General features: G+C 40.1%; 21 protein-coding genes and 1 other annotated feature. All 21 genes read right to left on the bottom strand.

The window, feature by feature from the left end; genetic code table 11:
• Window positions 1–12: 12 nt before the first annotated feature.
• The 21 genes from rplC to ACH0CI_RS24460 all read right to left on the bottom strand — a co-directional run bounded on the left by rplC (window position 13) and on the right by ACH0CI_RS24460 (window position 20490).
• Window positions 13–642, bottom strand: a complete 630-nt coding sequence (gene rplC, locus ACH0CI_RS24560; RefSeq protein ID WP_013054927.1) for a 50S ribosomal protein L3 — start codon at window positions 640–642, stop codon at window positions 13–15.
• Window positions 643–683: 41 nt separating this feature from the next.
• Window positions 684–992 (bottom strand): 30S ribosomal protein S10, encoded by a 309-nt coding sequence (rpsJ, locus tag ACH0CI_RS24555; protein ID WP_013054926.1) that lies wholly within the window; start codon window positions 990–992, stop codon window positions 684–686.
• A gap of 315 nt (window positions 993–1307) precedes the next feature.
• Window positions 1308–2498, bottom strand: a complete 1191-nt coding sequence (gene tuf / locus ACH0CI_RS24550; protein ID WP_013081371.1) for an elongation factor Tu — start codon at window positions 2496–2498, stop codon at window positions 1308–1310.
• A 116-nt stretch (window positions 2499–2614) separates the two neighbouring features.
• Window positions 2615–4693: an elongation factor G gene (gene fusA / locus ACH0CI_RS24545; RefSeq protein ID WP_028412663.1), complete on the bottom strand. Its 2079-nt coding sequence runs from the start codon at window positions 4691–4693 to the stop codon at window positions 2615–2617.
• Window positions 4694–4750: 57 nt separating this feature from the next.
• Window positions 4751–5221, bottom strand: a complete 471-nt coding sequence (gene rpsG, locus ACH0CI_RS24540) for a 30S ribosomal protein S7 (RefSeq protein ID WP_013054923.1) — start codon at window positions 5219–5221, stop codon at window positions 4751–4753.
• Window positions 5222–5271: 50 nt separating this feature from the next.
• Complete coding sequence (gene rpsL, locus ACH0CI_RS24535) at window positions 5272–5694, bottom strand: 30S ribosomal protein S12 (RefSeq protein WP_013054922.1); 423 nt, start codon at window positions 5692–5694, stop codon at window positions 5272–5274.
• Between the two features lie 99 nt (window positions 5695–5793).
• Window positions 5794–6042, bottom strand: a complete 249-nt coding sequence (locus ACH0CI_RS24530; protein WP_335706546.1) for a 50S ribosomal protein L7ae-like protein — start codon at window positions 6040–6042, stop codon at window positions 5794–5796.
• 131 nt (window positions 6043–6173) lie between these two features.
• Complete coding sequence (rpoC, locus tag ACH0CI_RS24525) at window positions 6174–9767, bottom strand: DNA-directed RNA polymerase subunit beta' (RefSeq protein ID WP_013081369.1); 3594 nt, start codon at window positions 9765–9767, stop codon at window positions 6174–6176.
• A gap of 62 nt (window positions 9768–9829) precedes the next feature.
• Window positions 9830–13393, bottom strand: a complete 3564-nt coding sequence (gene rpoB, locus ACH0CI_RS24520; protein ID WP_028412662.1) for a DNA-directed RNA polymerase subunit beta — start codon at window positions 13391–13393, stop codon at window positions 9830–9832.
• Window positions 13394–13638: 245 nt separating this feature from the next.
• Window positions 13639–14241 carry a class I SAM-dependent methyltransferase gene (locus tag ACH0CI_RS24515; protein ID WP_034263652.1) on the bottom strand — a complete coding sequence of 201 codons (603 nt, stop codon included), beginning with the start codon at window positions 14239–14241 and terminating at the stop codon, window positions 13639–13641.
• Window positions 14242–14353: 112 nt separating this feature from the next.
• Window positions 14354–14716, bottom strand: coding sequence for a 50S ribosomal protein L7/L12 (gene rplL / locus ACH0CI_RS24510; RefSeq protein ID WP_013054917.1), 363 nt, complete (start codon window positions 14714–14716; stop codon window positions 14354–14356).
• A gap of 44 nt (window positions 14717–14760) precedes the next feature.
• Entirely contained in the window at window positions 14761–15261 is a 501-nt protein-coding gene (gene rplJ, locus ACH0CI_RS24505) for a 50S ribosomal protein L10 (RefSeq protein ID WP_013054916.1), read from the bottom strand.
• Window positions 15262–15301: 40 nt separating this feature from the next.
• Window positions 15302–15445 (bottom strand) — a sequence feature (ribosomal protein L10 leader region).
• A gap of 65 nt (window positions 15446–15510) precedes the next feature.
• Window positions 15511–16206 (bottom strand): 50S ribosomal protein L1, encoded by a 696-nt coding sequence (gene rplA, locus ACH0CI_RS24500; RefSeq protein ID WP_013054915.1) that lies wholly within the window; start codon window positions 16204–16206, stop codon window positions 15511–15513.
• 110 nt (window positions 16207–16316) lie between these two features.
• On the bottom strand, window positions 16317–16742 hold the full coding sequence (gene rplK / locus ACH0CI_RS24495; RefSeq protein ID WP_013054914.1) for a 50S ribosomal protein L11: 426 nt from the start codon (window positions 16740–16742) through the stop codon (window positions 16317–16319).
• A 165-nt stretch (window positions 16743–16907) separates the two neighbouring features.
• Window positions 16908–17441: a transcription termination/antitermination protein NusG gene (gene nusG, locus ACH0CI_RS24490; protein ID WP_014462032.1), complete on the bottom strand. Its 534-nt coding sequence runs from the start codon at window positions 17439–17441 to the stop codon at window positions 16908–16910.
• Window positions 17442–17636: 195 nt separating this feature from the next.
• Entirely contained in the window at window positions 17637–17816 is a 180-nt protein-coding gene (gene secE, locus ACH0CI_RS24485; RefSeq protein WP_013054912.1) for a preprotein translocase subunit SecE, read from the bottom strand.
• Window positions 17817–17869: 53 nt separating this feature from the next.
• A complete protein-coding gene (gene rpmG / locus ACH0CI_RS24480; RefSeq protein WP_013081365.1) occupies window positions 17870–18019 on the bottom strand; it encodes a 50S ribosomal protein L33 in 150 nt (49 codons plus the stop codon).
• Window positions 18020–18100: 81 nt separating this feature from the next.
• Window positions 18101–18751 carry an RNA polymerase sporulation sigma factor SigH gene (gene sigH, locus ACH0CI_RS24475; RefSeq protein WP_028412660.1) on the bottom strand — a complete coding sequence of 217 codons (651 nt, stop codon included), beginning with the start codon at window positions 18749–18751 and terminating at the stop codon, window positions 18101–18103.
• 68 nt (window positions 18752–18819) lie between these two features.
• Window positions 18820–19329 (bottom strand): NYN domain-containing protein, encoded by a 510-nt coding sequence (locus tag ACH0CI_RS24470; protein ID WP_013081364.1) that lies wholly within the window; start codon window positions 19327–19329, stop codon window positions 18820–18822.
• 2 nt (window positions 19330–19331) lie between these two features.
• Entirely contained in the window at window positions 19332–20075 is a 744-nt protein-coding gene (gene rlmB / locus ACH0CI_RS24465) for a 23S rRNA (guanosine(2251)-2'-O)-methyltransferase RlmB (protein WP_014462034.1), read from the bottom strand.
• Window positions 20065–20490 (bottom strand): Mini-ribonuclease 3, encoded by a 426-nt coding sequence (locus ACH0CI_RS24460; protein WP_013054907.1) that lies wholly within the window; start codon window positions 20488–20490, stop codon window positions 20065–20067. Before ACH0CI_RS24460 ends, rlmB begins: the two co-directional genes overlap by 11 nt.
• Window positions 20491–20495: the final 5 nt, after the last annotated feature.

Here is a 20495-nt window from a genome sequence, read left to right as displayed (position 1 = left end):
CTCGAAGAATTATTATTTAGATTTAACTGCAGATTTAACAGTAACTAGAGATTTTCTAGCTCCTGGCACGTTACCTTTTACTAATAAAAGATTGCGTTCTGCGTCAACTTTAACGATTGATAAGTTTTGCACAGTGATGCGCTCTCCACCCATGCGTCCTGGTAATAATTTACCTTTAAATACGCGGTTTGGAGCTACAGGACCCATTGAACCTGGGCGACGGTGGTAGCGAGAACCATGAGACATAGGTCCGCGAGATTGTCCGTGGCGTTTAATAGCACCTTGGAAACCTTTACCTTTTGAGATTCCTGTTACATCAATTACATCGCCTTCTGCGAAAATATCAACCTTGACTTCTTGACCAACTTCATATGCTGAAGCGTCCACACCGCGTAACTCACGGATGAAGCGCTTAGGAGCAGTATTAGCTTTAGTAGCATGTCCTTTTGCAGGTTTGTTAGATAGTTTTTCACGGATATCTTCGAAACCTAATTGGATTGCTTCGTAACCGTCTGTCTCAGCGTTTTTAACTTGAAGAACTACGTTAGCAGAAGCTTCAATTACTGTTACTGGGATCAAGTCACCATTTTCAGCAAATACTTGAGTCATACCGATCTTTCTTCCTAAGATTCCTTTGGCCATTAGTCACACCTCCTAAGTATCTTTTCATTCTTTATTTTAAATTAAAGTTTAATTTCGATATCTACACCAGATGGTAAGTCTAAACGCATTAATGAATCAACAGTTTGTGGTGTTGGATTCACGATATCAATTAAGCGTTTATGCGTACGCATTTCGAACTGCTCACGAGAATCTTTATATTTGTGTACTGCACGTAGAATTGTATAAATTGATTTTTCAGTCGGTAATGGAATCGGACCAGATACAGCCGCACCAGAACGTTTTGCAGTTTCTACGATTTTTTCAGCAGATTGATCAAGAATTCTGTGATCATATGCTTTTAAACGAATGCGAATTTTTTCTTTTGCCATTATTTTCCCTCCTTTTTCGCCTATTTTACAATAGACATTCTCCGCGGAAATTTCCCCACACTCGCCATGGCAAAGCGGCCGGGTGTGTCGGCAACCTTCCGCATCATCGCAGTCAAAGACCAACATTTTTATTATACTAAAAATGGGTTCATATTGCAACAATAAAGTTAAAAAACTTTTTTATGTGTCGCACACTTTTTTCATTATATATAAAAGGAGATCATTTTGCAAGTGTAATAGTAAAAACTATCTTTACCTTTTATCACCAAATAAAAAAGGAGTAGGTTACCCTACTCCCTTTACTGAAACGAGAAATTACTCGCTGATTTTAGCTACAACGCCAGCGCCTACTGTACGTCCACCTTCACGGATTGAGAATTTAGTACCTTCTTCAATCGCGATTGGAGCGATAAGTTCAACAGTCATTTCGATGTTGTCGCCAGGCATTACCATTTCTACGCCTTCAGGTAAGTTACAAATACCAGTTACATCAGTTGTACGGAAGTAGAACTGTGGACGGTAGTTTGTGAAGAATGGAGTGTGACGTCCACCTTCGTCTTTAGAAAGAACGTATACTTCAGCAGTAAATTTAGTGTGTGGAGTGATTGAGCCTGGTTTAGCTAATACTTGTCCACGTTGGATTTCTTCACGTGCTACACCACGAAGTAAAGCACCGATGTTGTCGCCAGCTTCAGCATAGTCAAGAAGCTTACGGAACATTTCTACACCTGTTACAGTAGTAGATTTTGGCTCTTCAGTTAAACCGATGATGTCGATAACGTCACCAACTTTAACTTGTCCACGCTCTACACGACCTGTAGCAACTGTACCACGACCAGTGATTGAGAATACGTCCTCAACTGGCATCATGAATGGTTTTTCAGTGTCACGTTCTGGAGTTGGGATGTACTCATCAACAGCGTCCATAAGCTCGATGATTTTAGCTTCCCAATCAGCTTCGCCTTCAAGAGCTTTAAGAGCAGAACCTTTGATTACTGGTACATCGTCACCAGGGAAGTCGTATTCAGAAAGAAGGTCACGTACTTCCATTTCTACTAATTCAAGTAGCTCTTCGTCGTCTACCATGTCACATTTGTTTAAGAATACAACTAGGTAAGGTACACCTACTTGACGAGAAAGAAGGATGTGCTCACGAGTTTGTGGCATTGGACCATCAGCAGCAGATACTACTAAGATACCGCCATCCATTTGAGCAGCACCAGTGATCATGTTTTTAACATAGTCAGCATGTCCTGGGCAGTCAACGTGTGCATAGTGACGAGTGTCAGTTTCATACTCAACGTGTGCAGTTGAGATTGTGATTCCACGCTCGCGCTCTTCTGGAGCAGCGTCGATCATGTCGTAAGCCATTGCTGCACCTTTACCACTTTTCTTAGCAAGAACAGTAGTGATAGCAGCTGTTAAAGTTGTTTTACCATGGTCAACGTGACCAATTGTACCGATATTGGCATGTGTTTTTGAACGGTCGAATTTTTCCTTAGCCATTCGAAAATCCTCCTTAAAATTCATGTAGTTTATGGTTTATGAGGCCGTGAAAGGGAATGAGCTCCACTTTCACAGCGTACATAAGTAGTTATACTTCAATAAAGAGTGAAAATCAATTATTCACCTTTATTTTTTTTAATAATTTCTTCTGAAATTGATTTAGGAACTTCTTCGTAGTGATCGAAGTGCATAGAATATGTTCCGCGACCTTGAGTGTTTGAACGTAATGCAGTTGCATAACCAAACATTTCAGAAAGTGGAACGAATGCACGTACAACTTGAGCGTTACCGCGTGCTTCCATACCTTCTACACGTCCACGACGAGACGTAACGTCACCCATGATATCTCCTAAGTATTCGTCAGGGATAACAACTTCAACCTTCATCATTGGTTCAAGGATAGCTGGGTTACATTTTGATACTGCGTTTTTAAGAGCCATAGAAGCGGCAATTTTAAACGCCATCTCACTTGAGTCAACGTCATGGTAAGATCCATCAACTAAAGCAGCTTTGATATCGATTAATGGATAACCAGCAAGAACACCGTTTTGTAATGCATCTTCAAGACCAGCTTGAACTGCAGGGATGTATTCACGTGGAACTACACCACCAACGATTTTGTTCTCAAATTCAAAGCCTTTTCCTTCTTCGTTAGGTTCGAACTCAATCCAAACGTGACCGAATTGTCCACGACCACCAGATTGACGAGCGAATTTACCTTCAACTTTCGCACCAGCGCGGAAAGTTTCACGGTAAGCTACTTGAGGAGCACCAACGTTTGCTTCTACTTTGAATTCGCGACGCATACGGTCAACGATGATATCAAGGTGAAGCTCACCCATACCAGAGATGATGATTTGACCAGTCTCTGTATTAGTTTCCGCACGGAAAGTTGGATCTTCTTCTTGTAACTTTTGAAGAGCTGTCGTCATTTTATCTTGGTCAGCTTTTGATTTTGGCTCAACAGATAAAGAGATAACTGGCTCTGGGAATTCCATAGACTCAAGAATTACAAGACTCTTTTCGTCACATAGAGTATCACCAGTAGAAGTATCTTTTAATCCTACAGCTGCCGCGATATCTCCAGCGTATACTTCAGAAATCTCTTCACGAGAGTTAGCATGCATTTGTAGGATACGACCTACACGCTCACGCTTACCTTTTGTAGAGTTTTTGATGTATGAACCAGAGCTTAGTACACCAGAGTACACACGGAAGAACGTTAATTTACCAACATAAGGGTCCGTCATAACTTTGAACGCTAATGCTGAGAAAGGAGCGTTGTCGCTAGACTCACGCGTAACTTCTTCTTCTGTGTCAGGTACGATACCTTGGATTGCTGGTACATCAACTGGAGATGGTAGGTAATCAATTACCGCATCTAGCATTAATTGTACACCTTTGTTTTTGAATGCTGAACCACAGATAACTGGGTAGAATTCAACGTCACAAGTACCTTTACGGATACCAGCTTTTAGTTCTTCAACTGTAAGCTCGCCTTCGTCTAAGTACTTCATCATTAACTCTTCGTCAAGTTCTGCAACAGCTTCTACTAGGCTTGCACGGTATTCTTCAGCTTGCTCTTTGTATTCCTCAGGAATTTCACGAGATTCTGAACGAGTACCTAAGTCATCTTCGTAGAAGTATGCTTTCATTTCCACAAGGTCAATGATTGCTTCGAAGTCATCTTCAGCACCGATTGGCAACTGAATTGGGTGAGCATTTGCACCTAAACGATCGTGGATCGTTTTTACAGAGTACAAGAAGTCAGCACCAATTTTGTCCATTTTGTTAACGAATACGACACGGGGAACACCGTACGTAGTCGCTTGACGCCATACTGTTTCTGTTTGAGGCTCAACACCAGATTGAGCATCAAGAACTGCCACAGCGCCATCAAGTACACGTAATGAACGCTCAACTTCAACAGTGAAGTCTACGTGTCCAGGAGTATCGATGATGTTAACGCGGTGACCTTTCCAAGAAGCAGTTGTCGCAGCAGACGTGATAGTGATACCACGTTCTTGCTCTTGCTCCATCCAGTCCATTTGTGAAGCTCCTTCATGAGTTTCACCAATTTTATGGATACGGCCAGTATAATAAAGAACACGCTCAGTTGTTGTTGTTTTACCAGCATCAATGTGAGCCATGATCCCAATATTACGAGTGTTTTCTAAGGAGAACTCTCTTGCCATCTTAGGTATTTCTCCTTCCATATTATAATTTGTTTTTTAAAAAGTTTCGTTAAAAGATTACCAACGGTAATGAGCAAATGCTTTATTAGCTTCTGCCATTTTGTGAGTATCTTCACGTTTCTTAACTGCAGCACCAGTGTTGTTAGCTGCGTCAAGGATTTCGTTAGCTAAACGCTCTTCCATCGTTTTTTCTCCACGAAGACGAGCATAGTTTACTAACCAACGAAGACCTAAAGTAGTACGACGCTCTGGACGTACTTCTACAGGAACTTGGTAGTTAGAACCCCCTACACGGCGTGCTCTAACTTCTAGTACAGGCATGATGTTTTTAAGAGCTTGGTCGAATACTTCCATAGCTTCTTTACCACTGCGCTCTTGTACTAAATCGAATGCTCTATAAAGAATAGCTTGTGACTTACCGCGCTTTCCATCAAGCATCATTTTGTTGATTAAGCGAGATACAAGCTTAGAATTGTAAATCGGATCTGGTAATACGTCTCTTTTTGCAACAGGTCCCTTACGTGGCATTCTACTTCCTCCTTTCACTTTTAAAAGTTTATCTATTAATTGTTAAGCTATTATTTTTTAGCTGCTTTTGGTCGCTTAGTACCATATTTAGAACGACCTTGCATACGGCCATCCACACCAGCAGTATCAAGTGCACCACGTACGATATGGTAACGTACCCCTGGTAAATCTTTTACACGTCCACCGCGGATAAGTACCACGCTGTGTTCTTGTAAGTTGTGACCAATACCTGGGATATAAGCTGTTACCTCGATACCGTTTGTTAAACGTACACGAGCATATTTACGAAGAGCCGAGTTCGGTTTCTTCGGTGTCATAGTACCCACACGTGTACATACACCACGTTTTTGTGGAGAAGATTGGTTAGTTTGAGCTTTCTTGAAGCTGTTGTAACCTCTGTTTAAAGCAGGTGAGTCAGATTTTTTACCTTTACTCACACGACCATTACGGATTAATTGGTTAATAGTAGGCATTTAATTTTTCCTCCTTTCGCCTTTTGTAAGACCACACATCCAGGTGGTTCATTTTTTAGCAAAAAACAAAGTCTTTGAAACTAAAAGTTCAAAAACGTGTTAACTAATAATTGCAACAGTTGCAGCGTTAACTTCTATCCTACAAGCTTGACCAAGCTTTCGCATAGAAGGGACATACGTATACGGAATGTTTTCTTGCTGTGCCGTTTTTGCCACAATGGATGTGACATAAAAATCAGCGTCTTCAGCAATGATGACTTCCTTTACTGTACCTTTTTTTAATGCTTTCACCGTCTGCTTTGTTCCTACAATAATATGATCAGCCTGTAATACTTTTTCATAAGACATTATCATATCCTCCAAAGTAACAGGTAGTTTATAGGAGCACCTTTGATATAGTATCATTCCCTAGAATGGATGTCAACTAACGTTTCGTAGTTTTTTTAAAAAACATCCATTCTAGAGTAATGATTTTATAATTAGTCGATTGTTACCGTTTCTTCAGCTTGGTTTTTGATTGGTTCAGCATTACGATATCTCGTCATACCTGTACCAGCCGGAACTAGCTTACCAATGATAACATTCTCTTTAAGTCCAAGCAACTCATCACGTTTTCCTTTGATTGCAGCATCTGTAAGAACACGAGTTGTTTCTTGGAATGATGCAGCAGATAAGAAGGAATCAGTTTCAAGAGATGCTTTTGTAATACCAAGTAATACAGGACGGCCTGTCGCTGGACGATTGCCTTCAAGTAATACTTTTTCATTAGCATCAGTGAATTGGTGAATATCAAGTAATGAACCTGGTAATACATCTGTATCTCCTGAATCCATTACGCGCACTTTACGAAGCATTTGGCGAACCATTACCTCTACGTGTTTATCTCCAATTTCTACCCCTTGCATACGGTATACTTTTTGCACCTCACGAAGCAAGTACTCTTGTACAGCCGTGATGTCTTTTACTTTTAGTAATTCTTTAGGATCAATTGAACCTTCCGTTAATTCTTGACCACGTGCAATGCGCTGTCCTTCAATAACTTTCAGGCGTGCACTGTACGGAGCTGTGTAAGAACGAGTTTCAATCTCTCCTTGAACAGTAATTTCGTGCTGACGATCGCGTCCTTCAGAAATGCCGGCAATTGTACCTTCAATTTCAGAAATAACGGCTTGACCTTTAGGGTTACGCGCTTCGAAGATCTCTTGGATACGCGGTAAACCTTGAGTGATATCGTCTCCAGCAACCCCACCTGTATGGAATGTACGCATCGTTAACTGTGTACCTGGCTCACCGATAGATTGAGCAGCGATGATACCAACTGCCTCACCCACTTCAACTTCTGAACCAGTTGCAAGGTTACGACCGTAACATTTTTTACATACACCGTGGCGAGTGTTACATGTGAATGCAGAACGAATCCATACTTCTTCAACACCAGCATCCACAATTGTTTCAGCTAGGTCTTCTGTAATTAGTTCGTTTTCTTTCACTAACACTTCGTTTGTTCCTGGGTGAAGTAGTGTTTTTCTTGCATAACGTCCAATTAGACGCTCATCAAGTTTCTCAATTTCTTCTGTTCCTTCTTTGATTGCAACAGCCAGAATACCGCGGTCTGTACCACAGTCGTCATCACGTACGATAACGTCTTGTGCCACGTCAACCAGACGACGAGTAAGGTAACCTGAGTCAGCTGTTTTAAGAGCCGTATCGGCAAGACCTTTACGTGCACCATGGGTAGAGATAAAGTACTCTAATACTGTTAAGCCTTCACGGAAACTAGATTTGATTGGTAACTCAATGATACGACCGGACGGGTTGGCCATTAGTCCACGCATACCTGCAAGCTGAGTGAAGTTAGATGCGTTACCACGGGCACCAGAGTCACTCATCATGAAGATTGGGTTGCGTTTGTCTAATGACGCCATTAATTTACCTTGGATAACGTCTTTCGCGCTACTCCATACAGAGATAACACGCTCATAACGCTCATCTTCAGTAATTAAACCGCGACGGAATTGTTTTAGTACGTTATCTACTTTAGCTTGCGCTTCTGTTAAGATAACTTCTTTTTCTCCTAAAACCACGATATCAGCTACACCAACTGTAATACCAGCTTTAGTAGAATATTTGAAACCTAGGTCTTTCATACGGTCAAGCATTTTAGAAGTCTCAGTAATTTTGAAACGTTTAAATACTTCAGCGATAATATTACCTAAGATTTTTTTCTTAAACGGTGCGATAGCCGGTTGATTCTTGATGAATTCCTTCACATCTGCACCTTTTTCAACAAAGTACTTCTCAGGAGTTTTCACTTCTAAGTTTTCTCTTGTTGGTTCGTTAATGTATGGGAACGATTTTGGTAAAATTTCGTTGAAAACTAATTTACCAACCGTTGTAACAAGCAACTGTTGATTTTGTGCTTCTGTAAACGTTTCGTTGTTTAAAGAACCTGCATACACACCTACACGTGTATGAAGATGCACATAACCGTTTTGGTACGCTAATAGTGCTTCATTTGTATCCTTGAACACCATGCCTTCTCCAACTGCCTCTTCACGCTCAAGCGTTAAGTAGTAGTTACCTAATACCATATCCTGTGAAGGTGTAACAACTGGTTTACCATCTTTAGGGTTCAAGATATTTTGAGCAGCAAGCATTAAGATACGTGCTTCTGCTTGTGCTTCCGCAGATAATGGAACGTGAACCGCCATTTGGTCACCGTCAAAGTCAGCGTTATATGCTGTACATACAAGCGGATGAAGACGAATAGCGCGACCTTCTACAAGCGTAGGTTCAAATGCTTGAATACCTAGTCTGTGTAGCGTTGGTGCACGGTTTAAAAGAACTGGGTGCTCTTTAATAACCGATTCTAATACGTCCCATACTTCAGGTTGCACACGTTCAATTTTACGTTTTGCACTCTTGATGTTATGAGCTAAACCGCGTTCAACAAGCTCTTTCATTACGAAAGGTTTGAAAAGCTCTAACGCCATTTCTTTTGGAAGACCACATTGATACATCTTTAAGTTCGGACCTACAACGATTACCGAACGGCCAGAGTAGTCAACACGTTTACCTAATAAGTTTTGACGGAAGCGACCTTGCTTACCTTTTAACATGTGAGAAAGAGATTTTAATGGACGGTTACCTGGTCCTGTTACCGGACGGCCACGACGACCATTATCGATTAATGCATCTACAGCTTCTTGAAGCATACGCTTTTCGTTTTGAACGATAATGCTAGGAGCTCCAAGGTCTAATAAACGCTTTAAGCGGTTGTTACGGTTAATTACACGGCGATATAAATCATTTAGATCAGACGTAGCAAAGCGTCCACCATCTAATTGAACCATTGGACGAAGTTCTGGCGGAATAACCGGTAGAACGTCTAAAATCATCCAAGAAGGTTCGTTACCAGAATGACGGAAAGCCTCTAGTACCTCTAAACGTTTAATAGCACGTGTACGACGTTGACCTTGAGCAGTTTTCAATTCTTCTTTCAAAGCATCTACTTCTTTATCAAGATCGATGTCATGCAATAATTTTTTAACAGCTTCAGCACCCATTGCTGCATGGAAAGTTTGTCCGTACTTCTCACGATACGCACGGTATTCTTTCTCTGATAAAAGCTGTTTCTTTTCAAGTGGTGTATCACCAGCATCTGTTACTACATAAGAAGCAAAATAAATGATTTCCTCTAGCGCACGAGGGGACATGTCTAAGACAAGTCCCATGCGGCTAGGAATACCTTTGAAGTACCAAATATGTGAAACAGGTGCAGCTAGTTCGATGTGACCCATGCGTTCACGACGAACTTTTGCGCGTGTAACTTCTACGCCACAACGATCACATACAACACCTTTATAACGAACGCGCTTATATTTTCCGCAGTGACATTCCCAGTCCTTTTGTGGACCAAAAATACGCTCACAGAATAAGCCGTCTTTTTCAGGTTTTAACGTACGATAGTTGATCGTTTCAGGTTTTTTTACCTCACCGTACGACCAAGAACGAATTTTATCTGGCGAAGCTAGACCGATTTTCATATACTCAAAGTTATTTACATCTAGCAAGGAGCCTACCTCCCTTTTAATCTACAGGTTTTTTCCCTTAACGTTTATATGAAAGTAATTCCTTACTCTTTTGTGACAGGATCTTTTTGTCCTTCAGAAAGGCTTTCTTCGTTATCTGCAATAATTGATTCTGTTGGTTGCTCATGGTCCTCTTCTGAGTCCATGATATCAATTTCTTGCTCGTCAGCAGAAAGCATCTTCACATCCATACCTAAACTTTGTAGTTCTTTGATTAATACTTTGAACGATTCAGGTATGCCAGGTTCTGGAATGTTTTCACCTTTAACAATTGCTTCGTATGTTTTCACACGACCTACTACGTCGTCTGATTTCACTGTTAAGATCTCTTGTAATGTATAAGCAGCACCGTATGCTTCAAGTGCCCATACTTCCATCTCACCAAAACGCTGTCCACCGAACTGCGCTTTACCACCAAGTGGTTGTTGTGTAACAAGTGAGTATGGTCCAGTAGAACGAGCGTGAAGTTTATCGTCTACCATGTGAGCAAGTTTGATCATGTACATGATTCCTACTGATACACGGTTATCGAATGGTTCACCTGTTCGACCATCATATAGAACTGTTTTAGCATCACGAGACATGCCAGCTTCTTCGATTGTTGCCCAAACATCTTCCTCACGCGCACCATCAAATACTGGAGACGCAACGTGAATGCCAAGCTTACGAGCAGCCATACCTAAATGAAGCTCTAGCACCTGACCGATGTTCATACGAGATGGTACCCCTAATGGGTTTAACATGATGTCAATTGGCGTACCGTCTGGTAGGTAAGGCATATCTTCTTCCGGTAAAATACGTGAGATTACACCTTTGTTACCGTGACGACCGGCCATTTTGTCACCTTCAGAAATTTTACGCTTCTGAACAATGTATACACGGACTAATTGGTTTACACCTGGTGGTAATTCGTCGCCATCTTCACGGTTGAAGACTTTAACATCAAGGATAATTCCACCGCCGCCGTGCGGTACACGAAGAGAAGTATCACGAACTTCACGCGCTTTTTCACCGAAAATAGCGTGTAGAAGACGTTCTTCAGCTGTTAGTTCTGTTACACCTTTTGGCGTTACTTTACCAACTAAAAGATCTCCATCTTTTACTTCTGCACCAATGCGGATGATTCCACGCTCATCTAAGTTGCGAAGCGCATCTTCACCTACGTTTGGAATGTCACGCGTAATTTCTTCAGGTCCAAGTTTCGTATCACGAGACTCAGATTCATATTCTTCAATATGAACAGACGTATATACATCGTCTTTCACAAGGCGTTCACTCATGATGATGGCATCCTCATAGTTGTAACCATCCCATGTCATGAAACCAACCATTACGTTTCGTCCTAAAGCAAGCTCACCTTTTTCCATTGAAGGACCGTCGGCTAAGATCTCACCTTTTACTACTTCGTCGCCAACTGAAACAATTGGACGCTGGTTGTAACAAGTACCTTGGTTAGAACGAACGAATTTTAATAATTTGTATTGATCTAAGTTCCCTTTAACTTTTTGTCCGTCTACTTCTTCATAGCGGCGAACAAAAATTTGTTTTGCTTCTACGCGCTCTACAACGCCAGGGTATTTACAAATCACGGCTGCACCAGAGTCTTTACCAGATACATATTCCATACCTGTACCTACTATTGGTGCTTCAGGATTTAATAAAGGTACTGCTTGACGTTGCATGTTCGCACCCATTAATGCACGGTTAGAGTCATCGTTCTCTAAGAATGGGATACATGCTGTAGCGGCAGATACAACTTGTTTTGGTGATACATCCATATAGTCTAAACGATCGCGACGGATAACCGTGTTTTCTCCACGGAAACGTGCAACGACATTTTCATCTAAGAATGAACCATCATCACCTAGACGAGCGTTCGCTTGGGCTACAACATAGTTATCTTCTTCATCAGCTGTTAAGTAGTCAATTCGCTCTGTCACTTTACCTGTTTCAGGATCGATACGACGGTAAGGTGTTTCGATGAAACCGAATTTGTTTACTTTTGCATAAGAAGAAAGTGAGTTGATTAACCCGATATTCGGACCCTCTGGCGTTTCAATCGGACACATACGGCCATAGTGGGAGTAGTGAACGTCACGCACTTCGAAACCAGCGCGTTCACGCGTTAAACCACCAGGTCCTAGAGCTGAAAGACGACGTTTGTGCGTCAATTCGCCTAATGGATTCGTTTGATCCATGAACTGTGATAATTGAGAACTTCCAAAGAACTCTTTAATCGCCGCAATAACTGGACGAATATTAATTAATTGTTGAGGTGTGATTGTATTCGTGTCTTGAATTGACATTCTTTCACGAACAACACGTTCCATACGAGATAAACCAATACGGAATTGGTTTTGTAACAATTCACCTACAGAACGCAGACGACGGTTACCTAAGTGGTCGATATCATCTGTGTCTCCTACTTGATGAAGCAAGTTAAAGAAGTAACTGATTGATGCTAAAATATCAGCAGGTGTGATATTTTTAACTTCTTCTGTTACATAAGCGTTGCCTGATACAGTGATGACTTTTTCACCTTCTGGATCATTTGGCGCATAAATCTTAATAGATTGTAATGTAACATCGTCTTCTACTACTCCACCAACCGGACTATAAGTTTTGAAGTTTACTCCACCTTCAAGCATCGGAATCAAGCGATCTAGCAGACGGCGATCAATCATTGCGCCTTTTTCTGCAATAATTTCACCTGTTTCAGGATCAACTAATGTTTCAGCTAGCTTTTGATTAAATAAGCGATGTTTGATATGAAGCTTTTTATTAATTTTATAGCGACCTACGTTCGCTAAGTCATATCGTTTTGGATCAAAGAAGCGAGATACTAATAGAGACTTCGCATTCTCAACTGTCGGTGGTTCACCCGGACGTAAACGCTCATAGATTTCTAATAGCGCTTTTTCCGTTGTTTCCGTATTATCTTTTTCAAGCGTATTACGGATGTATTCATTATCACCGATTAAATCGATAATCTCTTGGTCAGAACCGAAACCTAGCGCGCGTAACAGCACTGTTACTGGCAGTTTACGAGTACGATCAATACGCACGTATACTACATCTTTTGCATCAGTTTCATATTCTAGCCATGCACCACGGTTAGGGATAACAGTTGCTGTATATCCTTTTTTACCGTTTTTATCAAGCTTTCCACTATAGTAAACACTTGGTGAACGAACCAACTGTGATACGATAACACGCTCAGCACCATTAATTACAAAGGTACCTGTTTCGGTCATCAATGGGAAATCTCCCATGAACACATCTTGGTCTTTTACTTCACCTGTTTCTTTATTAATTAACCGCACCTTAACACGAAGAGGTGCTGCATAAGTTACATCACGTTCTTTAGACTCTCCTACTGAATACTTTGGCTCACCTAAGCTGTAATCAATAAATTCTAGTGATAAGTTACCTGTAAAATCATCAATTGGAGAAATATCTTGGAACATTTCTCGTAAACCTTCATCTAAAAACCATTGGTATGAAGCCGTTTGAATCTCGATTAAGTTCGGTAACTCTAAAACTTCACTAATACGAGCATAACTTCTGCGTTGGCGGTGGCGTCCATACTGAACTAGTTGACCTGTCAACTGATTCACCCCTCAAATCAAGCGTTATTATTCAAAATATATAATAAACCATATGTTTATTATTGAACAAAAGAAAAATGGTCTCTTTAAATAGAAAACCACAATTTCATAAAAACGTACTATTGATTTTATTAGTTTTTCCCATATAATTCAAAATTATACCTTTTATTTTATGTATAACCCGAGCTTATATGGAATATTTATATATTGGCATTTTATAATGCTAACATACTAAAAAATATTAGTCAACATTTTTTAGCACATATGATATAATACCCTTTTTTCTTTTCTACTACTTCTACTTCATTAAATAGAGATTCTAATTTCGCAAGAGCAGATGGCGCTCCTTGCTTTTTCTGAATCACAATCCAAAGTTCTCCTTGGTCAGCAAGGTGATCTAATGACTTTTCTAGAATTTCATGAACAACTTTTTTACCCGCACGGATCGGCGGATTACTAAGAATAGCTGCAAAATTCGTTTCCTTCACATTTTCATAGCAAGAGCTTTGATAGATTGAAACATTTGATACTGAATTAACTTCAGCATTTTTTTGAGCTAGTGCTAATGCACGTTCATTAACATCGACCATATGAACGTTTCTTTGGCTATCCTCTTTTGCAAGAGCCAACCCAATCGGGCCATATCCGCACCCAACATCCAGAAGCGGGCCGGGACTCTCAGGCATTTGAAACGTTTCAATTAACAGGCGCGATCCAAAATCGATCTCTTTTTTTGAAAAAACACCGCTGTCACTCGTAAATGAAAAAGAGGTTCCTCTCAATTCAAATGAAAAGCGCTCTTCATTACTTGCAGACGATGGTGTATTAGAAAAATAATGTTCTGTCAAAATAGAACCTCCTAATCAATATGTTCTTCTTTACTATAAATGAAAAGGATGACAGAAGCAAAAAAGCTCGCTTGTACAAGCGAGCTTTTTTATATCAGTTGTTAAGCAATAATTACTTAACTTCTACAGAAGCGCCAACTTCTTCAAGTTTAGCTTTTGCTTCTTCAGCTTCTTCTTTAGAAATACCTTCTTTAAGAGCTTTTGGAGCGTTATCAACGATTTCTTTAGCTTCTTTTAAGCCAAGACCAGTGATTTCACGTACTACTTTGATAACTTTGATTTTTTGTCCGCCAGCACTTTCAAGTACTAGGTCAAATTCAGTTTTCTCAGCAGCAGCTTCACCAGCAGCACCGCCAGCTACAGCTACAGGAGCAGCAGCAGTTACGCCAAATTCTTCTTCGATTGCTTTTACTAAATCGTTAAGTTCTAAAACAGTCATATTTTTAACTGCTTCAATGATTTGTTCTTGAGTCATTGTTAATTTCCTCCTTGTGATTGTGTTATATATAACAGACTAGATTATGCACCTTGTTCTTCTTTTTGATCTGCCACAGCTTTTGTAGCAAGAGCAAGGTTGCGAATTGGAGCTTGAAGCACGCTAAGCAACATAGAAAGTAAGCCTTCGCGAGATGGTAGTTCTGCAAGTGCTTTAATTTCTTCAACAGATGCAACATTACCTTCAATTACACCAGCTTTGATTTCTAACGCTTCGTGTTCTTTAGCGAAGTTGTTTAAAATTTTAGCTGGAGCAACAACATCTTCTCCACCAAATGCGATTGCATTTGGACCTACTAACGCATCATTAAGATCTGTTAGTTCAAGTTTTTCTACAGCACGGCGAGTTAAAGTGTTTTTGTAAACTTTGAACTCAATGCCTGCTTCACGTAATTGCTTACGAAGTTCAGTAACTTCAGCAACATTCAAACCACGGTAGTCAACGACAACTATTGAGTTACTCGCTTGAAGTTTTTCAGCAATTTCGTCTACGACTTGTTTCTTTTGTTCAATTACGTTGCTCATCTTTACACCTCCTGTAGATTTCCTTCCGTACACTCAGACAAGGTGCAATAAAAAACCTCCATGACAATAAAGACATGGAGGTGTAGTAAGCGAACCATAACGTTTCACTAATTTATCTCACACACCTCGGTAGGAAATTAAGCTTTGCAGCACCTACTGTCTACGGTACAAATGTTATTCTTTTTAACAACATTATCTATTATAATCAGGGACTTTCAAAAAGTCAACACCGATTTATTTCCAAATTTATTAAGCAGAGAATGAAGCAGTATCAACTTTGATACCAGGGCCCATTGTTGAAGTAACAGCTACGTTCTTCATGTATGTGCCTTTTGCTGCTGCCGGCTTAGCTTTTACCATAGTTTCGAAGATTGTAGTGAAGTTTTCAACTAACTTGCTCTCTTCGAAAGATACTTTACCGATTGGTACGTGGATGTTACCAGCTTTATCAACACGGTATTCTACTTTACCAGCTTTGATTTCGTTAACTGCTTTTTGAACATCAAATGTTACTGTACCAGTTTTAGGGTTTGGCATTAAACCTTTAGGTCCTAATACACGACCAAGTTTACCAACTTCACCCATCATGTCTGGAGTAGCTACGATTACATCGAACTCGAACCAACCTTGTTGGATTTTGTTGATGTAGTCAGCATCGCCAACGTAGTCAGCGCCTGCAGCTTCAGCTTCTTTAGCTTTTTCGCCTTTAGCGAATACTAATACACGTTGAGTTTTACCTGTACCGTTTGGTAGTACTACTGCACCACGAATTTGTTGGTCAGCTTTCTTAGGGTCAACTCCTAAACGGAATGCTACTTCTACAGTTGCATCAAATTTAGTTGTGTTTGTTTTCTTTACTAATTCAATCGCTTCTTGTACTGAATAAGTTTGTGTACGATCTACAAGCTTAGCAGCTTCAACGTACTTTTTACCTTTTTTAGCCATTTTTGTTTCCTCCTTATGTGGTTTTAACGGAATAACCTCCCACTAATAAAGGTTGCGAGCATAGGAAAACTTCCATTTCTCGCAACCTTCTAACACCCAATCAAATGGAATTAGTCTTCAACTACGATTCCCATACTGCGCGCTGTACCTTCTACCATGCGCATTGCAGATTCAACGCTAGCAGCGTTTAAGTCAGGCATTTTAGTTTCAGCAATCTCACGCACTTTGTCACGCTTGACTGTTGCAACTTTATTACGGTTTGGTTCACCAGAACCAGACTCAATACCAGCCGCTTTCTTAAGTAGTACAGCAGCAGGTGGAGTTTTCGTAATAAATGTAAATGAACGGTCTTCAAATACCGTGATTTCAACAGGAATGATAAGACCAGCTTGATCAGCTGTGCGAGCGTTAAACTCCTTACAGAAACCCATGATGTTAACACCGGCTTGACCTAATGCAGGACCAACTGGTGGCGCTGGATTTGCTTTACCTGCAGGAATTTGTAACTTAACAAGTTTAATTACTTTTTTAGCCACGAGACACACCTCCTTAAGTCCGTGATGTGGTAATAGGGCGATGCCCTCCCACTCAATGTTCTTTATATATAAAATAAAGAAATAGTTGTTTTAGTCTCTAGTTTTGAGACATACTGACTTATGAAATATTAACATTAAACTTCATGAATTGCAAGGTCTTACAGATTATATTTTTTCAATTTGTGTAAAGTCTAGCTCTACTGGCGTTTGTCTTCCGAACATATCGACATGAACCTTAACTTTACGTTTATCTGTATCGATTTCTTCAATGGTACCTTCGAAGTTTGCAAACGGACCTTCTTGAACCAATACTGTTTCTTTTAGTTCAAAGTCAAAGTCAGCATGCTGCTCGTCCATGCCCATTTGTTTTAAGATCATTTCTACTTCTTCTGGTAGAAGAGCAGTTGGCTTTGATCCAGAACCTGCTGAACCTACAAAGCCCGTAACGCCAGGTGTATTACGAACTACATACCATGAATCATCTGTCATGATGATTTCAACTAACACGTACCCTGGGAATACTTTTTTCTTTGTAATCTTTTCTTTGTTGTTCTTAATTTCTCTTTCTTCTTCTTCAGGAACAACAACGCGGAAAATTTTATCTTGCATACCCATTGTTTCTACGCGCTTTTCTAAATTTGTTTTTACTTTATTTTCATATCCAGAATAAGTATGGACTACATACCAATTTTTCTCCATTTCTGAGGACTATACGTCCTTCCCTCCCAGCTCACTATAAAATAAGATGTCCTAATCTATTGCACAGACAACGCACTAGGAAAATAGTTGACTCCTAGCACAATCATTCTTAAAGCAAATTAAAAAACCCGTCTCCGGGCTTTTCTGAAAAAAACATAATTTAGCTTTATTATACCATGATTTAAGTCAATTTATTCAAGGGATTAAACGAATAAGTGACGAAATTCCGTAATCAACTACTACAAAAAAGAGTGTCATAAATACAACTGTAGAAATAACAGTAATTGTATAACGAGTTAGCTCATTTTTTTTAGGCCAACTTACCTTCTTCATCTCACGCCCAACATCACGCAAGAAATTTCCTACACGGTTCATGTTTGTAACCTCCAATAAATTAAAAGGGGTATTAGTCTGTGCAGATTATTGATCTACTTTGTTTCACGATGAATCGTATGTGCGTTACACGTTTTGCAAAACTTCTTCATTTCTAAACGCTCTTCGTTTTGCTGTGTGTTTTTCATAGTCGTATAGTTACGACTAGCGCATTGCACACACGCAAGTACAACTTTTTTACGCATAATGTCAACCACCTATAGAGTGATAATGTCTATAAAAAAGTATCACAGACTTTCTTAGCATGTCAATATGAGGATAGAAGGCTACATTGTGATTTCACGAATCTCGAGGTAGCGCTCTAATTTCCTCTTCACACGCTGAAGTGCATTATCGATGGATTTGACGTGGCGGTTTAACTCTTCTGAAATTTCTTGATAAGATTGACCATCTAAATAAAGAACGAGAACTTTTCGCTCAAGATCACTTAACAGTTCAGCCATCTTTAATTCAATATCATCAAACTTCTCTCGATTAATGAGCAACTCTTCTGGATTTGCTACTTTTGTCCCCGAAATAACATCCATTAAGGTTCGGTCGGACTCTTCATCATATATTGGCTTGTCCAATGATACATAAGAGTTTAATGGAATATGTTTTTGCCTTGTTGCGGTTTTAATAGCGGTAATAATTTGCCTGGTAATGCAAAGTTCAGCAAAAGCTTTAAACGAAGTTAGCTTATCTTCTCTAAAATCTCTAATTGCCTTGTATAACCCTATCATACCTTCTTGTACAATATCTTCACGGTCTGCCCCAATTAAAAAATACGACCGCGCCTTTGCTCGCACAAAGTTTTTGTATTTATGAATCAAATACTCTAATGCGTCAATATCGCCTTTATGCACAAGATCGACAACTGTTTCATCCTCTTGTTGTTCGAAATGAGCATGCAGTTTTCTCCCATAAGTATCGCCCATATCGATCCCCCCGACCGCACAGTAGATAGAAATATTATACAGTAGCTAATTCCGTACCGTCAATAACCTCACCGCTGTCCCCGGCGCCATTTTTCGAAAATTTCGGCTACTTGATTGGAAAGTTGAATGCGTGCCGCTGGCTTTTGATTTTGAATAGACTTCACATCAAGATTAATATGTTTCTCAATTTGCTCAATTTCGTTGTACAATTCTCGAGCAGAAATTCTAAGCGCACCTTGTCCAAAGATTGCCCACTGCTCCGTAAAATCAGATGTAGCAACATGAATCTGTGTCTTTACATTGTTTAGCTCTTGAGCCAGCTTTTCAATGTACTCATCCGCTGTTTCATTTTCTCGTGTAAATACAACGTCAACCTTATGATTTTTTGCCTTCTTTTCAATTCCTTCGACCATATGAGCATCGAAGACAATAATGACACGATACCCCATATATGCTTGATACTCTGCCATCTTTTCAATTAACAGGTCTCGAGCACCCGCTAAATCATTATCTCTAAGCTTTCTTAGGTCGGGCCACGCACCTATCATGTTATAACCATCCACCAGTAGAATATCCATTTTTATTCACCTAGAGGATGGCGTTTTCGGTAAACCTCATACATGAGAAGACTAGCTGCTACAGATGCATTTAACGATGTAACATGCCCAACCATTGGAAGCTGTACAAGAAAGTCGCATTTTTCACGAATCAAACGACTCATGCCTTTTCCTTCACTTCCAATCACTAACGTAAGCGGCATACCTCCATCTAAGTTGCGGTAATCGTCACTTTCTTTCGCATCCGTTCCAACAATCCATACGCCTCGATCTTTTAATTCATCAATCGTCCTTGATAGGTTTGTTACCCTTGCTACAGGAATATGTTCAATCGCTCCTGTAGACGCCTTTGCTACAGTGGCCGTTAATCCAACTGAACGGCGCTTTGGAATAATGATACCGTGTGCGCCAACGGCATCGGCTGTTCGCATAATAGAACCTAAATTATGGGGATCTTCGAGCTCATCTAACAGAAGGAAAAACGGACTTTCATTACGTTTTTCCGCTAAGTTAAATAAATCATCTAACTCTGCATACTGATAAGCAGCAACTTGTGCAGCTACTCCTTGATGAATACCGTCTACCATTTGCTCAATTTTCTTTTTCGGTACAAACTGCACCAATACACCATTACGTTTTGCTAACTGCGTGATTTGCCCCATAGAACCGCCTTGCGATCCTTCGGCAATCCATAGCTTGTTAATGTCACGCCCAGACTTTAGGGCTTCTAGGACCGGATTACGTCCAATGATAAATTCATGTTCCATGATTCATTCCTCCCTCTCCTTCATCGACGAAAGAGATAGCTTTAGTAATAAGTTCCATCATTCTTTCTTCTTCACCTAAAAGATACAAATAGCCTACGACCGCTTCAAATGCTGTACTGTAGCGATACGTTTGCACATCTGTGTTTTTAGGGACTGTACCAGACTTTGCATTGCGTCCTCGGCGCAGTACACCTTCTTCTTCTTCAGTAAAAAAGTTTTCATTTTTAAAATAATATACGATTTGTGCTTGTGCTTTTGCTGATACATATTTTTTAGCTTTATTATGAAGCTGGTTAGGGCGCACTGTCCCTAACACCAGCAGGTGGCGGCGAACATGTAAATCAAACACCGCATCACCCATATAAGCAAGAGCTAAGCTATTTAGCTGTTTTACATCTAATTTACTGCTGCTCATAACAC

The organism is Priestia sp. 179-F W1.4 NHS (genome assembly GCF_045369295.1).
Taxonomy (GTDB): Bacteria; Bacillota; Bacilli; order Bacillales; family Bacillaceae_H; genus Priestia; species Priestia zanthoxyli.
Note: the sequence above shows the minus strand (reverse complement) of the source record. Positions and strands in the feature narration are given on the sequence as shown.